Origin of the sequence: Aeromonas sp. R5-4 (genome assembly GCF_040908215.1) — a bacterium.
Taxonomy (GTDB): domain Bacteria; phylum Pseudomonadota; class Gammaproteobacteria; order Enterobacterales; family Aeromonadaceae; genus Aeromonas; species Aeromonas veronii.
In genome coordinates, this window is sequence record NZ_JBFODG010000014.1 from 49,113 (window position 1) to 71,506 (window position 22,394).

Sequence of the window (22,394 nt, forward strand, 5' to 3'; positions counted from 1 at the left end):
ATGCGGGCCACATACGCTGGCATGGGCCCATGCCCACCCAGAGCGCCTCGGCAAGCCTGTTGCCCGGCCAGCATCCCTGCGCTGTCATCACAGCCCATCAAGAGTAAAGAAGAAGTACAGTCATGGACAAGGTGTTTATTCGCGGACTCGAAGTTTTGACCACCATCGGTGTATATGAGTGGGAGAAGGGCATTCGCCAAAAGCTCCGTTTTGACCTCGAGATGGGGTTCGACAACCGCCCCGCGGCAGCAACCGACGACATCAATCTGGCACTGGATTATGCCGACCTCTCCAACAAGATTTGCGAGCATGTCAGCGGCAAGGTGGTCGAGCTGGTCGAGACCATGGCCGAGCAGGTTGCCATGCTGGTGCTCGCCGACGAGCGGGTACAGTGGGTCAAGGTGACCCTCACCAAGCCGGGCGCCGTGCCCAATGCCGCCGGAGTCGGCGTCGAGATCCTGCGCCATCGCACGCCGGCCGCGAGCAGCAACTGATGACCACCATCTATATCAGCCTCGGCTCCAACATCGAGCGGGATCGCCATATCCGCGCCGGGCTCGATGCCCTGCACGCCGAATTTGGCGAGCTGCGGGTCTCCCGGGTATTCGAAAGCGAGGCCGTCGGCTTCAACGGCCGCCCCTTCTACAACCTGGTGGCGGCAGCCGAGACCGATCTGCCGCTGGCCACCGTATGCCAGCGACTGCGGGCCATGGAGTTCGCCCACGGCCGCGAGCCGGATGCCAAGAAATTCGCCCCGCGCACCCTGGATCTCGATCTGCTGCTCTATGGCGATCTGGTCTGCGACACCCCGCTGGTGCTGCCGCGCGGTGAAGTGCTAACCAACGCCTTCGTGCTGTGGCCACTGGCCGAGCTGGCACCCAAACTGCGCCACCCCGTCGATGGCCGCACCATGGGCGAGCTGTGGCAAGCCTATGACAAGGCCTCCCAGCAGCTGTGCCCCATTCCCTTTCACTGGGAAGCGTGCGAATTGCAGCATCACTGATCAACAAGGGCGCCTCACGGCGCCCTTGTTGTTTGCACAGACAGGGTTGCTTATCACGGATAAGAAAGTGTCATTGGGCCTGACCCTGCGAGGCTGGCAGGATAGCGCCCACTACAGGAGAACCCCATGCCACTCGATACCATTCACCACTTCAACTGCCAGCTGCTGGCCGAACTGCCCCACCAGCGCTATGAGCATGAACCCATTCTCGACTACGCCACCGATGAAAAGGTCAAGGCCCGCCTCGGCTGGCAGGCGGAGTTCAGCAAGACCCTGTTTCTCAAGTTCAAGGATGGCCGCTTCGCCCTGCTGCTGACCCACAGGGACGGCAGGCTCGACAACAAGGCGGTCAAGGCCGCACTCGGTGCCAAGCCCTCCATCTGCACCGCCGAAGAGATGCAGGCGGAGATTGGCTGCCTGCCGGGGGCGGTCTGCCCCTTCCTGCCCCGCGCCGATATTCCGCTACTGGTGGATCCGCAACTGCTCAACCACACCGCCTTCACCTGGACTCCGGGCCACCCGGAGCAGACCTTTCTGCTGGCGACCGAGCATCTGGCCGAAGTGCTGGCGCAGCTCCCCTGCGAGGTCAGCTATCTGCCCGCCCCGACGGCGTAGCCCCATCGCGTGCCAGCTGGGCGAAGATCAGCGCCGCCAGCATGGAGAGCAGCCCGACACAGAGGTAGGTAAGGTGGAACCCGGCCAGCCACTGGCCGTTGGCCGCAGAGGTACCCGCCGAGAAGAGCCCGAGCAGGCTGGCGGCAATCGCCACCCCCAAGCTCATGGAGAGCTGCATCACCACCGAGAGCAGACCGTTGCCACTGCTAGCCAGGGTCGGGCTGAGATCTTGCAGCGTGAGAGTGTTCATGGCGGAGAACTGCAGCGAGTTGATGGCGCCGAAGATCGCCAGCCAGCCCAGCAAGACCCCGTAGGGGAGCTGGTTGTCGATAAAGTAGAAGCTGGCGATCATCGCCCCAAGCAACAGGGTGTTGCCGATCAGGATGCGGCGATAGCCCACCTTCGGAATAAGCTTGTTCACCAGCGTCTTGGTCAGCATGGCGCCAATCACGGTGGGGATCATGGTCATCCCCGCCTTGCTCGGGGAGAAACCGAGCCCCAGCTGCAGAAACAGCGGGGTGAGGAAGGGCATGGCGCCGCTGCCGAGGCGGGCAAACAGGTTGCCCCAGATGCCGATGGCAAAGGTGGTGGTCTTGAACAGGTTCAGGCTAAAGAGCGGCTGCTGTGCATTGGCGGCATAGAGCCAGTAGCTCGCCATCGCCGCCAAGCCGAAGATCAGTGCAAACAGCGCCCAACCGGTGGAGATGCTGTGCTCCCCCAGCCCCTGCAAGCCGACCGACACCAGCACCATGCCGACGCTGAACATCACAAAGCCCTGCCAGTCGAACCGGGCGGTCTGCTGCCGCAGCTCCGGCATAAAGTGCCAACTGGCGATAAAGCCGAGCAGCCCCACCGGCAGGTTGATGAGAAATACCCAGTGCCAGCTCGCTACTTCCACCAGCCAGCCACCGAGTGCCGGCCCCATCAGCGGGCCGAGCAGCCCCGGGATGGTGACAAACGACATCACCCGCAGCAGCTCGTGCTTGTCATAGACCCGCAGCACCGCCAACCGTCCCACCGGCATCAGCAGCGCACCGCCAATCCCCTGAAGCACCCGGGCGGCCACCAGCATGGAGAGCGAATTGGAGGCGGCACAGGCGAGCGAGCCGAGGGTAAAGAGCGAGATGGCGGTCAGATAGATGCGGCGGGTACCGAATCTGTCTGCCAGCCAGCCGGAGGCCGGGATCAGCAGCGCCACCGTCAGCATGTAGGCGATGATCACCGACTGCATCTGCAGCGGGCTCTCCCCCAAGGTCTCGGCCATGCTGGGCAGGGCGGTGTTGAGAATGGTGCCATCCAGCGCCTGCATAAAGAAACCGACCGCCGCCAGCAGGGGCAGCCACTTGCGCTGGGCATCTGTCACTGTGTGGCTCATTGCCACCTCCATTATTTTTGCGGGGGAGCGGCGGCGGTCAGGAAGAGATCGACACAACTCAGGGTCCAGGCATCCTGCTCGGCAGCGCTCTGGGTCAACGGCAGACCCAGCTCACGGAGCATGCGCTCCTTGCCCTGCCACATCAGCAACAGCTGCAAGGCGGCCTGTTCGCTGTCTTGATGGCACAGCAGGCCTTGCTGCTTCTGCTGCTCCAGCCAGTTGGACAGCATCTCGGTCACGTAGAGCGGGCCAGCCTCGAAAAAAAGGGTGGCCAGCTGGGCATCGTTGCAGCTGATGCAGGTGCGAAAGATATTGATGGCATCATCGCTCAGGATCAACTTGCGAAAGCTGCGACCAAAGGCAATCAGGCTCTCCCGCACATTGTTGCCACGCAGCAACACCTCCGGCATCAGCTCGCTGCTGACGCACTTGCTGCCCACCGCTTCGGCAAACAGCGACTCCTTGTTGGCAAAATGGCTGTAGACCGTCTGCTTGGAGACGCCCGCTTCACTGGCCACCATGTCCATGCTGACCAGATGCAGACCGTGCTGACAGAAGAGCCGCCCGGCAGCATCAAGGATCGCAGCCCGCTTCTGCTGACTACGGGGTGAAATGTTCATTTTTCCTCCACAATCAAACTGGACAGTCTAGTTTCGAAAAACTAGACTCACCGGTGTGATTTGATGTTATGTCAACCAGAGGATGATGTCATGACACTTTGCTTAATCCTGCTGGCGCTCTTACTGAGTGGCTGCAGCCCGGTCACAGAGTCAGAAGAAACACCCGCCCTGACCCGGGTGATCGCCCAGCCGCTGCAAGCCAGCGATCACTACCCGGTGCTGCACCGCTTCAATGGCCGTGTGATCGCCCCCGAGCACAGCCAGATAGGCTTCGAGCAGGCAGGGCGGATCGCCACTCTGCACAAGGGACGCGGAGAGCCGGTCGCGGCTGGCGAACTGCTGGCCACACTGGACACCCGGCTGCTGGCAGTGGAAGCCAAAGAGCTGGCCGCCCGGGCAGCCCAGAACGAGGCCGAGCTGACCCTTGCCCGGCAGACGCTCGACCGGCTCACCGCCTTGCGCCAGCAGCAGTTCAGCTCCCGTCAGGCGCTGGATGAACAGCAAGGCAAAGTCCGCATGCTGGAGGCAAGCGCCAACCAGCTGGCCGCCGCCCTCGAAGCCAACCGGGTCAAACAGGAGAAATCACAGCTGCGAGCCCCCTTCAACGGGATCGTGGTCAGCCGCGAGCAGGCATTGGGGGCCGTGGTGGCCGCAGGTCAGCCTCTCTTCTCCCTGACCCGCAGCGGCCAGTGGGAGGCCGATATCGGCGTGCCGGTGAAACAGGCCGAGTCCCTGATCGTCGGCCAACGCTATCCCCTGCAAAGCGGGGCGCAATCACTGGAGGGGCGCCTGCTTAATATGGGGGTACAAGTGGACGGGCAGACCCACACCCGCACCGCCCGCTTCCAGCTGACCCGGGGCGGCGAACAGCTGGCAGAGGGGCAACTGATCACCCTGCTGCATCAGACCCGCGAGCCCACCCGCGCCTACGAGGTGCCGCTAACCGCGCTTACCCAGGGATTGCGCGGCAGCTGGACCCTCTACCTGCTCAACGACGAAACGCCACCCCGGGTGGTCAGTCGGGACGTCACCCTGCTGCAGCAAGATGGCGAACGGGCCTGGATCAGTGGTGCCCTGAGCGGACAGGAACAGCTGGTGATCGATGGCCTGCATAAACTGGTGCCGGGCCAGCAGGTCACCCTGACAACCAGCGTGGATCATCAGGCAGGCCATCCGGAGCCACAGTCATGATCCGCCCGTTTATCGAGAATGGCCGCCTGCTGCTGTTGACGGTCGCGCTGCTGCTGACGGCCGCCCTTGCGGCATTGCAGACCCTGCCCAGAACCGAAGATCCCCAGCTCACCAGCCGTTTTGCCAGCGTGGTTACCCACTTCCCCGGGGCCAGCGCCGAGCGGGTGGAGGCGCTGGTGAGCGAGCCCATCGAGAACCGGCTGCGGGCCCAGAGCGAGATCAAGCTGATCGAGTCGAGCTCTCGCCCCGGTCTCTCCATCATCAATCTGGAGCTCAAAGATGAGGTCAGCGATGTCGAGCCCGTCTGGTCCAGAGTCCGTGACCGGCTGGCAGATCTTGCCGCCGGACTGCCAGCCGGCGCCAGTGCCCCCAAGCTGGATGACGAGAAGGGCTACCCCTTCACCCGGCTGGTCAATGTGGTCTGGCGCGGGCCGGGCCAGCCGCAGCTGGATCGCCTCGCCCGCTACAGCGCCGAGCTGGAACGCCGGGCTCGCCAGCTGCCGGGCACCGAATACGTCGAGCGGGTCGGGGCACCGCAGGAGGAGATCGAGGTGCGGTTCGATCCCCTCGCCCTCAGTGCCAGCGGCATGAGTGGCGAACAGCTTGCCCAGGCGCTGAGTGGTGCCGATGCCAAAGTGGCCGCCGGGGAGTTGCAGGGCAGCCACAATCGCTTTCAGGTAGAGATCCGTGGCGCCCTCGATACCCTGGAGCGGATCCGCCAGATCCCGCTGCGTACCGGCGAGCAGGGCCAGACCCTGCGCCTTGGCGATCTGGCCGAGGTAAGACGTACCCTACACCAGCCGGAGAGCCAGCTGGCCTTTGCCAATGGTGAGCGGGCCGTGGTGGTCGGCCTGCGCATGGCACAGGATCACCGCATCGACCTCTGGTCGGCACGGGTCGATACCATGCAGGCCCAGCTGCAACAGGACTTGCCGGATAATATCGGCCTCGTCACCAGCTTCGATCAGCAGCGTTATACCGATCAGCGGCTCGACACCCTGCTCATCAACATTGTGCAGGGCTTCCTCATCATAGTGGCAGTGCTGCTGGTGACCTTGGGAGTCAAGGCCGCCATTATCGTTGCCCTGTCGCTGCCGCTTACCGTGGCGTTCTCATTCGCCTGCATGAACCTGATCAATCTGCCCATTCACCAGATGTCGGTCACCGGTCTGGTGGTGGCGCTCGGGATCATGGTGGACAACGCCATCGTCATGGCGGATCGGGTGCAGTATCAGCGCCGCCACGGCATGGCCATGAGTGCCGCCGCACTGGAAGCCATCGGCCACCTCTGGCTGCCACTGCTGGGATCCACCCTCACCACCATGCTCGCCTTTATGCCGATCATTCTGATGCCGGGCCCCGCAGGCGAGTTTGTCGGCGGCATAGCCTGGGCGGTGATCTGCTCGCTGCTGGGATCCTACCTCATCGCCCACACCCTGGTGGCTGGCCTCGCAGCCCGCTGGATTGGCAGTGATCAGGGGGGGCGCTGGTATCAGGATGGCTTGCACCTGCCCCGGGTGAGCGCCCGTTTCCAGCAGAGCATCGCCATGGCGCTTGCTCACCCATGGCGAACCCTGCTGCTGGTCAGTCTGCTGCCCCTTCTCGGTTTCTGGGTGGCGGGCCGCCTCACCGAACAGTTCTTTCCCCCTGCCGACCGGGACATGATCCACATCGAGGCCAGCCTCTCCCCACAGGCGAGCCTGACGCGCACCCGCGAGCTGGCACTGGGGATCTCCGCCGAGCTGGACAACCTCCCCGAGCTGGTTCGCCAGGATTGGGTGGTGGGCGACAACGCCCCCAGCTTCTACTACAACCTGGTGCCCAGAAAACAGGGGCGGGCCGATTACGCCCAGGGGATGATCACTCTGCAGGATGCCGATGCCGCCGAGCGGCTCATTCCACAACTGCAGCAGCGGCTCGATGCAAAATTTCCCGAAGCGCAGATCCTGGTGCGCAAGCTGGAACAGGGGCCGCCCTTCAATGCCCCGGTCGAGCTGCGGCTGTTTGGCCCCGATCTTGAACAACTACACCGTCTGGGAGAGGAGCTGCGCAGTCTGCTCGCCAATACCCCGGTCGTGGTGCAGACCCGCGCCACCTTGCAGGCAGGGGCACCCAAACTCTGGTTGCAGGTCGATGAGGAGGCCGCCCGACTGGCAGGCATGAGCCTGACCGATGTTGCCTCCCGGCTGGCGGGCGCACTGGATGGCAGGTTGGGCGGCACTGTGCTGGAAGGCACCGAGTCAATTCCGGTAAGAGTGCGGCTGGCAGAGCCCTTGCGTCAGGATCCGGATGCGCTGCTCAATGTGCCGCTATCGCTCACCGGCACCGGCCAGCAAGGGGCTGCCAATCTCACCTTGCGGGCACTGGCCACTCCCGAGCTGCTGCCAAGCTGGGGGGAGATCAGCCGTCGGGATGGTGAGCGGGTCAATGTGCTGGAGGCCTATCTGGCGGTCGGCGTATTGCCGCAAACCGTGCTGGAGCAGGTCCAAGAGAGGCTGGCCGCCAAGGCGCTGGCATTGCCGCCGGGCTATCGGCTGGAGTTTGGCGGGGAAGCCGCCAAGCGGGATGAATCGGTGGGAAATCTGATGGCCCATGTCAGCCTGGTCGCCGTGCTGCTGGTGGCCGTGCTGGTGCTCAGCTTCAACTCGTTCCGGCTGGCGGGCATCGTCACCCTGGTGGCGATCCAGTCGGCGGGGCTCGGGCTGCTGTGGGTCTGGCTGCTGGGCTACCCCTTCGGGTTTACGGTGATCATCGCCCTGCTGGGACTGATGGGGCTGGCCATCAACGCCGCCATCGTCATTCTGGCCGAGCTGAGGGCAGACCCGTTGGCACAACAGGGCAATCTGCCGCAGATCCGTGATCTGGTGGCCGGTTGCAGCCGCCACATCATCTCGACCACCATCACCACGGTAGGCGGCTTCATCCCGCTATTGCTGGGGGGCGGCGGCTTCTGGCCACCCTTTGCCATCGCCATCGCCGGTGGCACAGCGCTGGCGACCCTGCTCTCGTTCTACTTTGTGCCGGTGGCCTTTGTGCTGTTCAACCGCCGCCGTCCTGACCCGGTACAGGAGAGCTGCAACGCGCAAGATCAGTTGTCGGGCTGACCCAGCATGGCTTTGAGCCGCTCTTCCAGAGTGGGCTCGGGGGCCTTGAGGGTCGCCATAAAGAGCTGCTCGATACCGGCCTTGTCCTGACTTTTCACGATAAACACCAGTCGGGACTGGGCCTTGCCCTCCGGCCAGTCGCCCAGCGCCTGCAGCGGATAGAGCTGGCCGTGGACACCGTGGATCACCACCGGCTGGCTCTCCCCTTCCAGCTGCAAGATCCCCTTGAGCCGCAGCAGGGCATCGCCATATTGGGCCTGCACCGCATCGATGGCGGCCAGCAAGCGAGAGGGCTTGAGCGGCTCGCCGATACGCAGGGAGAAACTCTCGATGTTGCCGTGCTCGAAGTGGGTGGGCGCAGCTGTGCCCACCTTGGCGGCGAACGGTTGCATCTTCGGCTGCATGGGTGACGCCAGCCCCTGCTTGGGGGATTCGGTGCGCAGCCAGGCCAGCAGCTGGCGCACATCGCGCCCGGCCGCTTCGTTGTAGGCGCCCAACTTCTCCAGCACCGCTGGCGACAGCTCGCCATTGGTCACCTGCTGGATCGGGGCCGCCGGGTTGAGTGCCGCCAGCTGGGCTTCGACCCGCGCCAGCTGCTCGCCATCCACCAGATCGCCCTTGCTCACCACCAGCAGATCCGCCAGCGCCACCTGTTTCACCGCTTCATATTGAGCCGCCAGCTGCTGCTCGATATGGCCAGCATCTACCACGGTGACGGTACCATCGAAGCGGTAGCGCTGGGCGATAAAGCCCTCTTCGCGCAGGGTAAACAGAACGGGGGCTGGGTCAGCCAGACCTGTGGTCTCGATAATCAGCCGCTTGAACGGTTTGATCTTGCGCTGGATGGCCTTCATAAAGAGCCCCTGCAACGCCTCCACCAAAGAGCCCTGCACCGAGCAACAGATGCAGCCGGAGTCGAGCAGCATCACCTGCTCATCCACCTGTTGCACCAGATGGTGATCCAGCCCCACCGAGCCGAACTCGTTGATCAGCACGGCGCACTCACCAAGCTCCGGCTGCTTGACCCAGTGATTGAGCAGAGTTGTCTTGCCGCTACCGAGAAAGCCGGTCAGCAGGGTCACTGGGATACGGGTATCTTGCATATCAGTCATGTCAGATCCTTACCGGTTGGCAAACAGGTCGCTGAGCCAGCGGTTTTCAAAGCGGCCGTGGGGGTCGAGCTCGGCTTTCAACGCCACGAAGTCGTTCCAGCGCGGCAGCAGGGCCGGAAAGTCGTAGAGATCCATCGCCAGATGTTTGCCGAAGTGGGGAATGCCGCCGAGCGGCGCCAGCAGTTGTTGCAGCTCGCGCATCTGCTCCATGGAGCCGTTGACGAAGGTGCCGTCCGCCGCCAGATAGACCAGAAAACCGATCCAGCAGACCGACTGGCCATAAGCGGCGCTGAGCCAGGCTTCGGAGGGGCCGGTGCAGCGCAGGATAAAGGGGTAGTGCAGCACGCCCGGGTTGGCCTGCTGCCAGGCTTGCAGGGTCTCCAGCGCCTCGTTCATCCGATGCAGCGGCACCGCCACCTCGCAGTTGATCTGGGGGGCCGGGATCCCCTTGCAGAGGATCTGGTAGACGTTGCCCACCAGATCGGAGGCATCCTTGAAGCGGCGCACCGTCTCGAAGTGCTCGCCAGCCAGCGCCTCATCCTTGGTGTCTTTCGCCATCTTCTGCAAAGTGGCATCAATGGTGGCATTCATGCGGGCGTCGATATCGCCATCCAGCAGCAGCGGCTCGCTGCCGCCGGCGCGATAGCGGGCAACCTCCTCCTCGGAGGCGGGATCCACCAGCCAGATGTGGCTCTCACCGGTCCAGGCAAACCACCAGCTCTTCACAAAACCGTGCTCGCGGTTGAGCCGTTCGTTGTGCTCCAGCAGGAAGGGGTAATCGGTGGTGAACTTGGTGCAGCGCATAATGCGGTTCGGTACGGTGCGCAGGGTGACGTCGAGCAGGATGCCGAGCATCCCCATCCCCATCACGAAGGCACCGAAGCGCGGATCGGTGCGATCCACCCGGATGATCTCGCCACTGGCCAGCATCACCGTCATCGCCTCTACCGCATCGCACAGGGCTGACTGGTGCAGCCCCTGACCGTGGGTGCCGGTGCTGAGGGCACCGCCCAGGGTCTGGATGCCGATAACGCCCGGGGATGCGGGCAGCATCCGCTCCATGGCGATCAGCTCGGCATAGACGGTATCGAGGGGCGTCCCCGCCTGATAGGTCACGGTATCGTCAGTTTTTGCCAGCTGGCCGCGCAGGTGGAGCAAGTCCACCAGCAGCGCCTGACGGCCCTCGGCATAGACGCTGTGGATGGGTTCGAAGGAGAGGCCGGAGCCGATAAGGCGCAGCTTGCGCTCGGGGTGTTCCCGCAGCAGCATTTGCAACTCGTCGCGGGTTTTCGGGCGCCACACCTGATCCAGCGCCCCGAGGGGATTGGTTCTAGACCAGTTGAACAGCACCTCCCGATTACCGATCGCCTTGATGCTGTGAAATGCCTGGAACTGAACCGTCATACCGCGCCTCATCTTTTACTGACGTCAAAATGAGCGCTGATTCTACCGAAAAGCGAGCCGCAAGGCATGAAAAACAAGCCCCTGCACTCGAGGGGGGATAGGGAGAGAGCACTCCCCTACCCTGCCAGAGGGGAGCGTGGCCGCCCGTCTGTCACCGATAAATCAGGTGGCATTCGGGATGCCTCGCACCCCATCTGGCTGGCGGGTTTGTGCTTCTTCCGGCAGCAGCTCCTCGCAGAACTGGCGCAGCGGCATGGGGCGGGCAAACAGGTATCCCTGTAGATAGTCGACCCCTTTGGCCCTGAGGTAGTCAGCCTGACGCTCGCTCTCCACCCCTTCCGCCACCAGCGCCAGACCGAGGCGAGTAGCCAGATCGATCACGTTATCCACGATATGCTCCGAGAGCGACTCGGTACCGATGCGGGCAATAAAGGATTTGTCGATCTTGAGGTAATCCACATGAAACTGCTGCAGGTAAGCCAGGCTGGAGTGGCCGGTGCCAAAATCGTCGATGGCGAGTTTGACCCCCATCTCGTCCAGCTGGCGGAACAGGGAGAGTGTCTGGGGATCTGACATCAGCAACTCCCGCTCAGTCAGCTCCAGCACCAGTACCACCTTGCCGGGGAGGAAATGCCCGAGGAAGGCGCGACACTCGGCCAGCAGGGCAAAATCGTGGCAATGGGCGGCGCTGATGTTGAAACTGATATGAAACCCATCGGGCAACTGCTCCTGAGAGCGGTTCAACCTGGTCGCCACCTGCTTCATGATATGGGTGGTCATGGGGACGATCAGTCCCGACTCCTCCGCTTGCGGGATAAAGAGATCGGGCCGGATCACCCCTTCATTGACATGCTCCCAGCGCATCAGCACCTCGGCGCCCATCATCTTGCCGTCGTGGCTGGCAATCAGCGGCTGCAGGTAGGGAACAAACTCCCTGGCCCGCAGGGCACGTCGCAACTCATCTGTTGGCGAGCCGGGACGCCCCAGCACCCACCACACCAGCCAGGCCAGCAAAAGCGAGGAAAACGCCAGCCACGACAACGCCACATGCCGCGCGGCCCACAGCGACTTCCAGTAGACCGGCATGGCATAACCGGCATGGATGGTGAAAGGATAATGGGATGAGGTGAGGGCCTGACTGATCCCGCGATGGAGAGTGGGCGCCTCGCTCAGATAGCGGCCAGACTCATTGAGCCAGGCCGATCCCACCTGCAGATAGAGCGCACTGGATTTTCCGCTCATGGAGAGCATGAAGCTGAGCTGGGTACTGTCGATGGCGCTCAAGGCGGCATCCTTGCCCTGTTCGGTGCGCACCACCAGCAGCGGGTGATTTTGCCGCACCCGGTTGCCACTCATCAGCAGCAGCTTGCGGCCGGTGTAGATGGAACCATCATCGGCATCATTGGCCTCACCAAACAGCGAGGTGCAATTGATGATGCCGTTTCGCACCAGATTGACCGAACGCAGGAAGGGCTCGATGGCGACCTTCTTGCGCAGCACCAGCAGGTTGTCGCGACAGGGAGCATTCACCAGAGGCAGCACAGAGCGATTGGCCTGCTCCGCATGATCCAGCATCGACTCCATCAGGGTTCTGGCCTTGTGGGCCGAGGCGCTGGATTCCGCTTTCAGCTCCTGCACATAATTGCTGTGGATGAGCCAAGCTCCCACCAGCAGCGGCAGGGTAAAGACCAGCAAGGCACCGCCGAAGCGTAACCCGGTTCGGGAGAGATCGATCCTGAACAGAAACATAAAGAACCACGCCGCAATTCGTCAGGCCTGCCAACGCAAGCACCCAGTGAACAGATATCCACTTTCCCTCGATAACGATGCCTCATCATTACCGCACATAACCGAACAACATAACCCAAAGCGTTTATAAAACGAACCACCAAACAGGTGGTTGGATCTCTCTAGCAAGGATCGTGCAAACAATCTTCAAAAAAGACCGTGAATAACACACAAATAAATAATGCCGCGTAAATACGCGGCATTATTGGCTTCTTATCGCGCAAATCGCGCAAGAACTCAGTTAAACGGCTTGCTGCAGGATCACCGCATCGGCCTTCTTGGTGTAGGAGGCGATCTCGTTGAAGTTGAGGTAGCGGTAAGTATCTGCCGCAGTGGCATCAAGCGCCTTGGCGTACTGCAGGTACTCCGCCACGGTCGGGATCTTGCCGAGGATGGCGGCAACGGCGGCCAGCTCCGCAGAGGCCAGATAGACGTTGGCACCTTTACCCAGACGGTTCGGGAAGTTACGGGTGGAGGTGGAGACCACCGAGGCCCCTTCCGCAACCCGCGCCTGGTTACCCATGCACAGGGAGCAGCCCGGGATCTCGATGCGGGCACCGACGCGACCAAAGATGCCGTAGTAGCCCTCTTCGGTCAGCTGATCCTTGTCCATCTTGGTGGGCGGGGCGATCCACATGCGGGTCGGCAGCTCGCCCTGATACTTCTCGAGCAGTTTGCCGGCGGCGCGGAAGTGACCGATGTTGGTCATGCAGGAACCGATGAACACCTCGTCGATCTTGTCGCCAGCCACGTCGCTCAGCAGACGGGCGTCGTCCGGATCGTTCGGCGCACAGAGGATCGGCTCCTTGATGGTGGTCAGATCGATCTCGATGATTTCGGCGTACTCGGCATCCTTGTCCGCTTCCATCAGGGTCGGGTTGGCCAGCCACTCTTCCATCCCCTTGATGCGACGGGTGATGGTGCGCGGGTCGCCGTAGCCTTCGGAGAGCATCCATTTCAGCATCACGATGTTGGACTTCAGGTACTCGATGATCGGCTCTTTATCCAGCTTGATGGTGCAACCGGCAGCGGAGCGCTCGGCGCTGGCGTCCGCCAGCTCAAAGGCTTGCTCCACTTTCAGGGTCGGCAAACCTTCGATCTCGAGGATGCGGCCGGAGAAGATGTTCTTCTTGCCCGCTTTCTCGACGGTCAGCAGCCCCTTCTGGATGGCGGCGTAGGGGATGGCATGAACCAGATCACGCAGGGTGATACCCGGTTGCAGCTCGCCCTTGAAGCGCACCAGCACGGACTCAGGCATATCCAGCGGCATCACGCCGGTGGCGGCGGCGAAGGCCACCAGACCGGAGCCCGCCGGGAAGGAGATACCGATGGGGAAACGGGTGTGGGAGTCACCACCGGTACCCACGGTATCCGGCAGCAGCATGCGGTTCAGCCAGGAGTGGATGACGCCGTCACCCGGGCGCAGAGACACACCGCCGCGATTCATGATGAAGTCCGGCAGGGTGTGGTGGGTCTGTACGTCGATGGGCTTCGGATAGGCGGCAGTGTGGCAGAAGGACTGCATGGTCAGATCGGCGGAGAAGCCGAGGCAGGCCAGATCTTTGAGCTCGTCGCGGGTCATCGGGCCCGTGGTGTCCTGAGAGCCGACCGTGGTCATCTTGGGCTCGCAGTAAGTGCCCGGGCGAATGCCCTTCACGCCGCACGCCTTGCCCACCATCTTCTGGGCCAGGGTGAAGCCTTTACCGGTATCGGCCACCGGCTGCGGGCGACGGAATACGGTAGAGAACGGCAGACCCAGCGCTTCGCGGGCCTTGTCAGTGAGGCCGCGACCGATGATCAGCGGAATACGGCCACCGGCGCGCACTTCGTCGATCAGCACGTCGGTTTTCAGTTCAAACTGCGCCAGCACCTGTTCGGTGCCGTGTTTGCAGATCTTGCCGGCAAACGGGTAGATGTCGATCACATCGCCCATTTCCAGCTTGGAGACATCCACTTCGATAGGCAGGGCGCCGGCATCTTCCATGGTGTTGAAGAAGATCGGGGCAATCTTGCCACCCAGACAGACACCGCCAGCGCGCTTGTTCGGCACGAACGGAATGTCGTCGCCCATAAACCAGAGCACCGAGTTGGTGGCGGATTTACGGGAAGAGCCAGTACCGACCACGTCACCCACATAGGCCAGCGGGAAGCCTTTCTCTTTCAGGGCATCGATGGTCTTGATGGGGCCGACGGCGCCATCCTTGTCCGGGCTAATGCCAGGACGGGCGTTTTTCAGCATCGCCAGCGCGTGCAGCGGAATGTCCGGGCGGGACCAGGCGTCCGGTGCCGGCGAGAGGTCGTCGGTGTTGGTTTCGCCGGTCACCTTGAACACGGTGACGGTGATCTTCTCGGCCAGCTCCGGGCGGGAGAGGAACCACTCGGCATCAGCCCAGGATTGCATCACTTGCTTGGCGTGAGCATTGCCCGCCTTGGCCTTCTCCTCCACGTCGTGGAAGGAGTCGAACATCAGCAGGGTGTGGGAGAGCCCCTTGGCGGCAAGCGGCGCCAGAGTGGCGTGATCTAGCAGGTCGATCAGCGGTTGAATGTTGTAACCACCCTGCATGGTGCCCAGCAGCTCAACGGCTTCGGCGGCAGTCAGGATGGGAGAGTGGGCTTCGCCCTTGGCGACGGCGGTGAGGAAACCGGCTTTGACATAGGCCGCTTCATCAACACCGGGGGGAATACGGGAGGACAACAGCTCTTTCAGAAAGTCTTCTTCGCCAGCGGGCGGGTTCTTGAGAAGCGTTACCAGGGCGGCGACCTGCTCTGCATCCAGAGGTTTGGCAACCACGCCCTCGGCGGCACGTTCTGCGACGTGTTTACGGTATGTTTCAAGCACGACTAATTCCTCTTTGGTCTTTTTTTGGGGTTCGCCCACGCTCGCGGCGATCGTCCTTGCGGGACACCCCGTAGGGTGCTCCCCACTATATAAGTTTTAACGACTAATTAAAATCCAAACCCTGTTTACTTATTCACCACAAAATCGTAACCAATTAAACAGATTGGTTTTTTTTGAAAATTAATTGAACGCCATCAACCAGAGTTAACAAATTGGCATCATTTCGGCATTATTCGAACGTACTGCCCAATTGCAGATAGAAGACGTCATTGCCCCCCTCCGCCATGCCATAGCCGAGGAACACAGGGCCGAGGAAGCTCTCCACCCCGACATAAAGCGAACCGGCGGTGAAGGAGCTCTCCAGACTGATATCCTCACCCTTGTTCCAGACCCCGCCCTGCTCCAGAGATCCACCCAGATAGAGCGGCATCTTGAGGGCACCGAAGTCATTGTCTGCCACCCGATAGATGTAGCGCAGGCCGCCAAACAGGCTGTAGCGACCGCTCAACTGGTAGCGCTGGAAACCCGAGAGGCGGAACAGCCCGCCCAGATCCTGAATATGCAGCGGCACCACCTCTTCACTGCCCGAGCCACCCCCTTCGAGGATCAGGTTGAGGCTGTGCCTGTCCCATGACCAGGGCTTGATCATCGAGAGCTGATAATTCCAGCCTTCACTGCGCCCATCTGCCGACTCGAGCCCATCCACACTGACGTGGGAGTGGCCCAGTTTCATGTCCCATTTCATCCCCTGATAGGGGAAATAGAGGCTATCCAGATTGTCGTGTTCAAAGCGGACATAGGGGCCCCACGCCGTGGCATCCATCTCCAGCCCCTTGAAGTTCTTCACATCAATCGTGCCCAGTTGTCCCTCCAGCCCCATCGACAACCGGCTCCAGGGCTGGCGGTTCCAGCCCACCGCCAGATCACCGCTGAAGAAGGAGTATTCGGAGTCGAGATAGCTTATCGAAACCATCTCGGGATCCGGATTGGGGAAAAACAGGCGGCGCAGGGTCTGGTCATAGGCCAGGCTCGCCTCACCATAGAAGGTCTGGGAGGGTTCGAGCGGGGTATAGAAGTCGGTCTTGATATGTTTGGCCGTGCCCAGCGACGCCTCGGTCAGCCACTCGGCACCCCACTCGTTGACGTTGGTGAGGGTATAGGACATGCCGACGTTGTAGTTGGAGGTGTTCTCGAAGTCATCGGTGAAACCGAACTGGAAGTTGAGGTAGCCCGGCCCCCAGTTCTTCTCGCTGGCGTCCACCAGCAGCACATTCTCCCCGTCACGCTCCTCCACCTCGTAGGTGATGCGATCGAACGACTCAAGGGCATAGAGGCGGCGAATGCCCGCTTCCAGACTCTCGTTGGTCTGTACCTTGTCCGGCCGCACTTTCAGCATGGCGCGCACCGTCTCATCCGAGAGGCGCGACTTGTTGATGATCTCCACCTTGTCGATGAAGTAGGCGGGCTGACCGCTACGCTCGGCACGACGGCTCAGCTTCTGGTTGCGATAGGCGTTGTACTGCGCCTTGGTGAGCGACAGCTTATCGAGTTGCAACGACACCTTGTCAGCCGCCGTCTCACCGACCTTGATCCCCTCCGGCATCCGGGCAAAGTCGGCGATCCCCATATCGCCAAACTCGGGGGCAATCAAAATATCCTTCGGTCCCATCAGCGCCTTCTGCTTGTCGGTGCCCACCTGGGTCATGTAGGTGGTGAGCTGGTCGATCATGGCCAACCCTGACTTGAGGGACTCCCGGGTACGCAGCTTGGCACCGATATCCACCGCGATCACCACATCGGCCCCCATCGCCTTGGCGACATCCACCGGCATGTTGTTGACGCTGCCGCCGTCCGCCAGGATGTGCCCCTCCCACTCCACCGGCTTGAGGGCACCGGGAATGGACATGGAGGCCTGCATCGCCTTGGCAAGGCTGCCGTGATCCAGCACAAAGGGGGTGACCGTCTCCATGTCGGTCGCCATGGCGCGATAGGGAATGGGGAGATCATCGAAGCTCTCCTGCACCGGCAGGTTGGAGGTGGCCCCCCGCAGCAGGCTGGCCATGGATTGGCCCTGGAAGAAACCGTCCGGCAGCTGGGTGGTGTCGCCATTCACCCCGATGTCGGTGCGCAGCTGATACTGCTCGTTCTGCTGCTTTTTGCGCAGCGACAGCTCGTCGCGGCCCACCTTGTCCTGATACCCCTTGTTCCAGTCGATGGCCAAAGTGGTGCGCTCCACCTCCTCGGCACTGAGCCCCATGGCATACATCCCCGCCACATAAGAGCCCATGCTGGTGCCGACTATGATGTCGACCGGAATCCGTTTCTGCTCCAGCACCTTGAGGATGCCGATATGGGCAGAACCCTTGGCACCGCCGCCGCTGAGCACCACCGCAATTTTTGGGCGCTCCCCCTGTGCCGCCACAGCCAGCAGCGGCATCGCCGCCAGCATCACCAAAAGCAGACGGGTCCATCCCGCACCTAAGCTACGCATCATATTTTCCATATTATTCAGAGGGTCAGTCACCAAGGATGGCCTCTACTATAAGGGGCCCGGCAGTTAGCGCAACCGTCAATCCGCCTCCCGCGAGTGCAGCATGGCAAAGGGGCAAGCCGCCGCCCCTGTGAGCGCAAACGTAATCCGCAAATAAAGGGCTGCAAGCCTCATGGGTAGCGCCGCGCTGCCGCTAATATGAGGGTCGTCAATCTCAACCTTTTGAGCACCTTTATGCTGGCAACCCTCACTCTTAAACAGAAAATACTGGCCACGGTCACCCTGGCCGTGGTCGTCTCCTGCCTGCTGGTAGGCTACTTCAGTCAACGCTCGGCCCAGCAACTGATCGAAAACCGGATGTTCGAACAGGAGCTCCCCAACCTGACCCAGCGGATCAGCAAGGAGATTGAACAGGATCTCCACGGCATCGCCCAGGCCGCCCGCCAACTGGCCACCGACCGCTTCATCCTCGACTGGGTGGATCGGGGCATGCCCAAAGAGCAGGAGCCAATCCTCATCAACCAGCTCAAGGATGTGGCCAACCAGTATGGTCTGGTGACCGCCTCCTTCGCCGATCGCCAGACCGCCGCCTACTACAACCAGGATGGCTTTCTGCGCAACCTGACCCCCACGCAAGATGCCTGGTTCTATGACTACACCAAGAGCCAGAAGGAGATGACCCTCAGCATCTTCCGCGAGAGCAACGGCGAGGTGAAGCTGTTCGTCAACTTCCAGCAGCTCAACGGGCGCGGGCTGGCCGGCTTTGCCAAATCCCTCGACACCATGGTGACCATGGTCTCCAACTTCCGGCTGGAAGAGAGTGGCATCGTCTTTATGGTCGATGGCAGCGGCAAAGTGAAACTGCACCCCGAGGCCAACCGCATCGAGCGTGACACCCTTGGCAACATTGCCAGCGGAGATACCGGCAGCCTGCTGGCCAAACGCCCCTTTGCCGTTATCAACGCCGAGGTAAATGGTGAGCCCATGGTACTGGCCAGCAGCTATATCCCGCTGCTCGACTGGTATCTGGTGGCCCAGGTGCCAGAAGCCGAGATCTATGCCGAGCTGGATCAGACCCGCAACGAGATCCTGATGATCTCGCTGGTGATTGCGCTGGCTATGGGTCTGATTGGGATGCTGCTGGCAGGCTCGGTCAGCCGCCCGCTTAACGAGTTGGCCCGCCTGTTCAAAGAGCTGGGCAGCGGCGATGGGGATCTCACCCAGCGCCTGAAAGTGGAAGGACGTGACGAACTGAGTCAGGTCGCCACCGGCTTCAACAACTTCGTCGCCAAGATCCACGGCTCCATCGAGCAGGTGGCGGAGAACTCCCGCCAGCTCGCCGCCACCGCCAACGAGGTGGCCAACAAGGCGCAGCTGACCCAGCACAACTGTACTGCCCAACGTGACCGCACTGTGCAGGTGGCCACCGCCATCCACGAAATGGGGGCCACGGTGAGCGAGATCGCCGGTAACGCTTCGCTGGCAGCCGAAGTAGCCAGACAAGCCAACGACCAGGCCGATGCAGGGGCAGTAGTGGTAGCGCAGGCGCGCCACGGCATCGTCGACCTCTCCGGTGAGATTGAGCAGGTGGCAGGGGTTATCGAGTCGCTGGCGAGCCAGACCGACTCCATCGGCAGCATCCTCGAAACCATCCGCAGTATCTCGGAGCAGACCAACCTGCTGGCATTGAACGCCGCCATCGAGGCCGCTCGCGCCGGTGAACAGGGTCGCGGTTTCGCCGTGGTGGCAGATGAAGTGCGCAATCTGGCCAACCGCTCCGCCGCCTCGACTGCCGAGATCCAGGGGATGATCAACCGCTTGCAGGAGCAGAGTGCCCGCGCCGTCAGCGCCATGGCGCAGGGGCGTAACCAGAGTCTGGAGGTGGTGAGCCAGGCCGATGAGGCCAACGCCGCCCTCGGCCAGATCACCGCCCACATTACCCAGATCAACGACATGAATATCCAGGTCGCCACCGCCACCGAGGAGCAGTCGAGCGTGGTCGGCGAGATCAACCGCAACGTGGAAGATATCAACCAGCTCACCATGGAGACCGCCGATATCGCCCACCAGCTGACCGAATCAAGCCGCAGCCTGCAGCAGCTCTCCGGTCAGCTGGACAAGCTGGTTGGCAACTTCCGACTCTGACCCCGACCTTGACCTTGACCTTGACCTAAGCCATCAACAACAGAGAGCGCCGTGGCGCTCTCTGTTGTTTTGGTGGCGACTAATCCGGCATAGCCGTCAGCCCTTGCCATCCCGTTTGCGCTGATACATCAGCTCATCCGCGCGGGTGAGCAGCTCGGCCAGGGAGACACAGCCGTGCCCGTCATAGCAGACAATCCCGGTGCTGCAGGTCAGCGCATAGCCGCAACCACTGTGCTGATTGTGCTCGGCCAAGATGGCATTGAAACGCTCATAGGCCAGTTGCGCCTGCGCCTCCACCACATTGGGCAACAGGACGGCGAACTCATCGCCGCCCATACGGGCAAACACGTCTGCGCCACGAAAAGCCTGCTTGAGCAGAGCGGCAAAGGCGATCAGAGCCCGATCCCCTTCTGCATGCCCCCACCGATCGTTGATCCCCTTGAAGCCATTGAGATCCAGATAGAGCAGCGCCAGTGGCATCTGCAAGCGACTGGCCAGCGAGAGGCTCTTCTCCGCCAGCATCACGAACCCGCGCCGATTGGAGATCAAGGTCAACTCATCAATGGTGGCCAGCTGCACCGCTTCGAGCTCCCGCACCACCATCGCCGCCAGATCCTTGAGCAGCCCCACATCCTCCTCACTCAATTCCCGTGGCACCGTATCGATGATGCAGAGCGTCCCCAGTTTGCAACCGTTGGCGATCCGCAGTGGCTGTCCGGCATAGAAGCGGATGCCGGGCCCCCCCACCACCAGCGGATTGTCGGCAAAGCGGGGATCCTGCGAAGCATCCGGCACGATGAAGGTCTCATTGCCCATGATGGCGTGGCCACAGAACGAAATGTCCCGGGCAGTCTCACGGACCTCCAGACCGATACAGGATTTGAACCACTGGCGATCTTCATCCACCAGACTCACCAGCGCGATGGGGACATTGAACACCCGTCGGGCCATGCGGGTCAGCCGATCAAACCGCTCCTCGGCCTCGGAATCCAGCAAAGAGAGCCGCCGCAGGGTCTCCAACCGCAATACCTCATCGGGTGGAATGGGTGCTTCTAGCATCGTGCCTCTCTCATCAGTGCCAAAACCTATCTTTAGCATATTGGGCTTTGTCGAAGTCGGGGCAGCAAGGAGAAAACAAAAAGCCGCTCATTCGAGCGGCTTTTTAGACAAGCGGGGAAGAAAATTACTTTTTCTTCTTGGCCTTGGCGTTCGGCAGGTCGGTGATGGAGCCTTCGAACACTTCGGCAGCCAGACCCACGGACTCGTGCAGAGTCGGGTGAGCGTGGATGGTCAGCGCGATATCTTCGGCGTCAGCCCCCATCTCTATGGCCAGACCGATTTCACCCAGCAGTTCACCACCGTTGGTACCGACGATGGCACCACCGATGACTCGGCCGCTCTCCTTGTCGAAGATCAGCTTGGTCATACCGTCGGAGCAGTCGGACGCGATGGCGCGACCGGAAGCAGCCCACGGGAAGGTAGCGACTTCGAAGTTCAGGCCCTGTTGCTTGGCTTCCTTCTCGGTCAGACCAACCCAGGCCATCTCTGGCTCGGTGTAGGCGATGGACGGGATCACTTTCGGGTCGAAGTAGTGCTTCTTGCCGGCGATCACTTCAGCGGCAACGTGACCTTCGTGAACACCTTTGTGTGCCAGCATCGGCTGGCCCACGATGTCACCGATGGCGTGGATGTGCGCCACGTTGGTACGCAGCTGCTTGTCCACCTCGATGAAACCGCGTTCGGTCACGGCAACGCCAGCTTTCTCGGCATCCAGCATCTTGCCGTTCGGCACACGGCCTACGGCAACCAGCACGTTGTCGTAACGAACCGGCTCGGCCGGGGCGTGTTTGCCTTCGTAGGAGACGTACAGGCCGTCTTCGCGCGCTTCAACTGCGGTGACCTTGGTCTCCAGCATGATGTTGAATTTCTTGGCCACACGCTTGGTGTAGATCTTGACGATGTCTTTGTCGGCAGCCGGAACCAGCTGGTCGGCAAATTCCACCACATCGATCTCGGAACCCAGAGAGGAGTAAACGGTACCCATCTCCAGACCGATGATGCCGCCACCGATAACCAGCAGTTTGCCGGGAACGGTTTTCAGCTCCAGCGCATCGGTAGAGTCCCATACGCGCGGGTCATCGTGGGGGATGAACGGCAGCTTCACCGGACGGGAACCGGCCGCGATGATGGCGTTGTCGAAGGTCACGGTAGTCTTGCCGTCGGCACCTTCCACTTCCAGGGTGTTCGGGCCGGTAAATTTACCCAAGCCGTTAACAACCTGAACTTTACGCATCTTGGCCATGCCAGCCAGACCGCCGGTCAGCTGGTTGATAACCTTCTCTTTCCACAGACGGATCTTGTCGATGTCGGTCTGCGGTGCACCGAAGACGATGCCGTGCTCGGCCAGCGCCTTGGCTTCTTCAATCACTTTAGCAACGTGCAGCAGCGCCTTGGAGGGGATGCAGCCCACGTTCAGGCAGACGCCACCCAGGGTGGAGTAACGCTCGACGATAATAGTATCCAGACCCAGATCGGCTGCACGGAAAGCAGCGGAATAACCGGCAGGGCCAGCACCCAGTACTACGACCTGGGTTTTGATTTCTTTACTCATCATGACCTCTTTGTCGTTCTTATATCCCCGGACAGCGCAGTCTTATACCGAAACGGGTGGCTGCAGCCGTGAAAAAAACGGGGCAAGTTTACGATC

Annotated in this window: 15 protein-coding genes; 6 read left to right on the forward strand and 9 right to left on the reverse strand. The window is 61.6% G+C overall.

The window, feature by feature from the left end:
* Nucleotides 1-122 precede the first annotated feature (122 nt).
* From folB to AB5Y83_RS05795, 3 genes are all read left to right on the forward strand, one after another.
* On the forward strand, nucleotides 123-494 hold the full coding sequence (gene folB / locus AB5Y83_RS05785) for a dihydroneopterin aldolase (protein WP_005355064.1): 372 nt from the start codon (nucleotides 123-125) through the stop codon (nucleotides 492-494).
* Nucleotides 494-1,003, forward strand: coding sequence for a 2-amino-4-hydroxy-6-hydroxymethyldihydropteridine diphosphokinase (folK, locus tag AB5Y83_RS05790; protein WP_139474360.1), 510 nt, complete (start codon nucleotides 494-496; stop codon nucleotides 1,001-1,003). Before folB ends, folK begins: the two co-directional genes overlap by 1 nt.
* A 126-nt stretch (nucleotides 1,004-1,129) precedes the next feature.
* Nucleotides 1,130-1,618 (forward strand): YbaK/EbsC family protein, encoded by a 489-nt coding sequence (locus AB5Y83_RS05795; protein WP_005336108.1) that lies wholly within the window; start codon nucleotides 1,130-1,132, stop codon nucleotides 1,616-1,618.
* On the opposite strand, the gene mdtD is transcribed toward AB5Y83_RS05795, so the two are convergent.
* Nucleotides 1,590-2,993 carry a multidrug transporter subunit MdtD gene (gene mdtD, locus AB5Y83_RS05800; RefSeq protein WP_236268716.1) on the reverse strand — a complete coding sequence of 468 codons (1,404 nt, stop codon included), beginning with the start codon at nucleotides 2,991-2,993 and terminating at the stop codon, nucleotides 1,590-1,592. The genes AB5Y83_RS05795 and mdtD overlap by 29 nt on opposite strands.
* 11 nt (nucleotides 2,994-3,004) lie before the next feature.
* Nucleotides 3,005-3,613 carry a TetR/AcrR family transcriptional regulator gene (locus AB5Y83_RS05805; protein ID WP_005355070.1) on the reverse strand — a complete coding sequence of 203 codons (609 nt, stop codon included), beginning with the start codon at nucleotides 3,611-3,613 and terminating at the stop codon, nucleotides 3,005-3,007.
* 90 nt (nucleotides 3,614-3,703) lie between these two features.
* Here AB5Y83_RS05805 and AB5Y83_RS05810 point away from each other — a divergent pair, with 90 nt between their 5' ends.
* Entirely contained in the window at nucleotides 3,704-4,804 is a 1,101-nt protein-coding gene (locus AB5Y83_RS05810) for an efflux RND transporter periplasmic adaptor subunit (RefSeq protein ID WP_368174840.1), read from the forward strand.
* Entirely contained in the window at nucleotides 4,801-7,908 is a 3,108-nt protein-coding gene (locus AB5Y83_RS05815) for an efflux RND transporter permease subunit (RefSeq protein WP_368174841.1), read from the forward strand. The genes AB5Y83_RS05810 and AB5Y83_RS05815 overlap by 4 nt, the downstream gene beginning before the upstream one ends.
* Here the strand turns inward: AB5Y83_RS05815 and AB5Y83_RS05820 are convergent.
* The 5 genes from AB5Y83_RS05820 to AB5Y83_RS05840 all read right to left on the reverse strand — a co-directional run bounded on the left by AB5Y83_RS05820 (nucleotide 7,893) and on the right by AB5Y83_RS05840 (nucleotide 17,542).
* Nucleotides 7,893-9,020, reverse strand: coding sequence for a GTP-binding protein (locus tag AB5Y83_RS05820; protein ID WP_005355076.1), 1,128 nt, complete (start codon nucleotides 9,018-9,020; stop codon nucleotides 7,893-7,895). The two genes, AB5Y83_RS05815 and AB5Y83_RS05820, sit on opposite strands and share 16 nt — an antisense overlap.
* Nucleotides 9,021-9,029: 9 nt before the next feature.
* Nucleotides 9,030-10,424: a D-arabinono-1,4-lactone oxidase gene (locus AB5Y83_RS05825; protein WP_368174842.1), complete on the reverse strand. Its 1,395-nt coding sequence runs from the start codon at nucleotides 10,422-10,424 to the stop codon at nucleotides 9,030-9,032.
* 162 nt (nucleotides 10,425-10,586) lie between these two features.
* Nucleotides 10,587-12,173 carry an EAL domain-containing protein gene (locus AB5Y83_RS05830; RefSeq protein ID WP_151286539.1) on the reverse strand — a complete coding sequence of 529 codons (1,587 nt, stop codon included), beginning with the start codon at nucleotides 12,171-12,173 and terminating at the stop codon, nucleotides 10,587-10,589.
* 280 nt (nucleotides 12,174-12,453) lie between these two features.
* A complete protein-coding gene (acnB, locus tag AB5Y83_RS05835) occupies nucleotides 12,454-15,051 on the reverse strand; it encodes a bifunctional aconitate hydratase 2/2-methylisocitrate dehydratase (RefSeq protein ID WP_368174843.1) in 2,598 nt (865 codons plus the stop codon).
* A gap of 229 nt (nucleotides 15,052-15,280) precedes the next feature.
* The gene (locus AB5Y83_RS05840) at nucleotides 15,281-17,542 is read right to left on the reverse strand and encodes a patatin-like phospholipase family protein (RefSeq protein WP_368174896.1); all 2,262 of its coding nucleotides are present in this window, start codon (nucleotides 17,540-17,542) and stop codon (nucleotides 15,281-15,283) included.
* A gap of 234 nt (nucleotides 17,543-17,776) precedes the next feature.
* On the opposite strand from AB5Y83_RS05840, the gene AB5Y83_RS05845 reads away from it, so the two are divergent.
* Nucleotides 17,777-19,687 (forward strand): methyl-accepting chemotaxis protein, encoded by a 1,911-nt coding sequence (locus AB5Y83_RS05845; protein ID WP_100654743.1) that lies wholly within the window; start codon nucleotides 17,777-17,779, stop codon nucleotides 19,685-19,687.
* 96 nt (nucleotides 19,688-19,783) lie between these two features.
* Here AB5Y83_RS05845 and AB5Y83_RS05850 read toward each other — a convergent pair whose 3' ends face one another.
* The gene (locus tag AB5Y83_RS05850) at nucleotides 19,784-20,746 is read right to left on the reverse strand and encodes a sensor domain-containing diguanylate cyclase (RefSeq protein ID WP_368174844.1); all 963 of its coding nucleotides are present in this window, start codon (nucleotides 20,744-20,746) and stop codon (nucleotides 19,784-19,786) included.
* Nucleotides 20,747-20,870: 124 nt separating this feature from the next.
* Entirely contained in the window at nucleotides 20,871-22,298 is a 1,428-nt protein-coding gene (gene lpdA / locus AB5Y83_RS05855) for a dihydrolipoyl dehydrogenase (protein ID WP_005336123.1), read from the reverse strand.
* Nucleotides 22,299-22,394 lie beyond the last annotated feature (96 nt).

What these genes read in the sequence shown, in the direction of transcription:
- mdtD (WP_236268716.1), bottom strand. Translation starts at nt 2,993, where the DNA reads ATGAGCCACACAGTGACAGATGCCCAGCGCAAGTGGCTGCCCCTGCTG.
- AB5Y83_RS05840 (WP_368174896.1), bottom strand. Translation starts at nt 17,542, where the DNA reads ATGCGTAGCTTAGGTGCGGGATGGACCCGTCTGCTTTTGGTGATGCTG.
- AB5Y83_RS05825 (WP_368174842.1), bottom strand. Translation starts at nt 10,424, where the DNA reads ATGACGGTTCAGTTCCAGGCATTTCACAGCATCAAGGCGATCGGTAAT.
- AB5Y83_RS05795 (WP_005336108.1), top strand. Translation starts at nt 1,130, where the DNA reads ATGCCACTCGATACCATTCACCACTTCAACTGCCAGCTGCTGGCCGAA.
- AB5Y83_RS05810 (WP_368174840.1), top strand. Translation starts at nt 3,704, where the DNA reads ATGACACTTTGCTTAATCCTGCTGGCGCTCTTACTGAGTGGCTGCAGC.
- folB (WP_005355064.1), top strand. Translation starts at nt 123, where the DNA reads ATGGACAAGGTGTTTATTCGCGGACTCGAAGTTTTGACCACCATCGGT.
- folK (WP_139474360.1), top strand. Translation starts at nt 494, where the DNA reads ATGACCACCATCTATATCAGCCTCGGCTCCAACATCGAGCGGGATCGC.
- AB5Y83_RS05850 (WP_368174844.1), bottom strand. Translation starts at nt 20,746, where the DNA reads ATGCTAGAAGCACCCATTCCACCCGATGAGGTATTGCGGTTGGAGACC.
- AB5Y83_RS05820 (WP_005355076.1), bottom strand. Translation starts at nt 9,020, where the DNA reads ATGACTGATATGCAAGATACCCGTATCCCAGTGACCCTGCTGACCGGC.
- AB5Y83_RS05815 (WP_368174841.1), top strand. Translation starts at nt 4,801, where the DNA reads ATGATCCGCCCGTTTATCGAGAATGGCCGCCTGCTGCTGTTGACGGTC.
- AB5Y83_RS05805 (WP_005355070.1), bottom strand. Translation starts at nt 3,613, where the DNA reads ATGAACATTTCACCCCGTAGTCAGCAGAAGCGGGCTGCGATCCTTGAT.
- lpdA (WP_005336123.1), bottom strand. Translation starts at nt 22,298, where the DNA reads ATGAGTAAAGAAATCAAAACCCAGGTCGTAGTACTGGGTGCTGGCCCT.
- AB5Y83_RS05830 (WP_151286539.1), bottom strand. Translation starts at nt 12,173, where the DNA reads ATGTTTCTGTTCAGGATCGATCTCTCCCGAACCGGGTTACGCTTCGGC.
- AB5Y83_RS05845 (WP_100654743.1), top strand. Translation starts at nt 17,777, where the DNA reads ATGCTGGCAACCCTCACTCTTAAACAGAAAATACTGGCCACGGTCACC.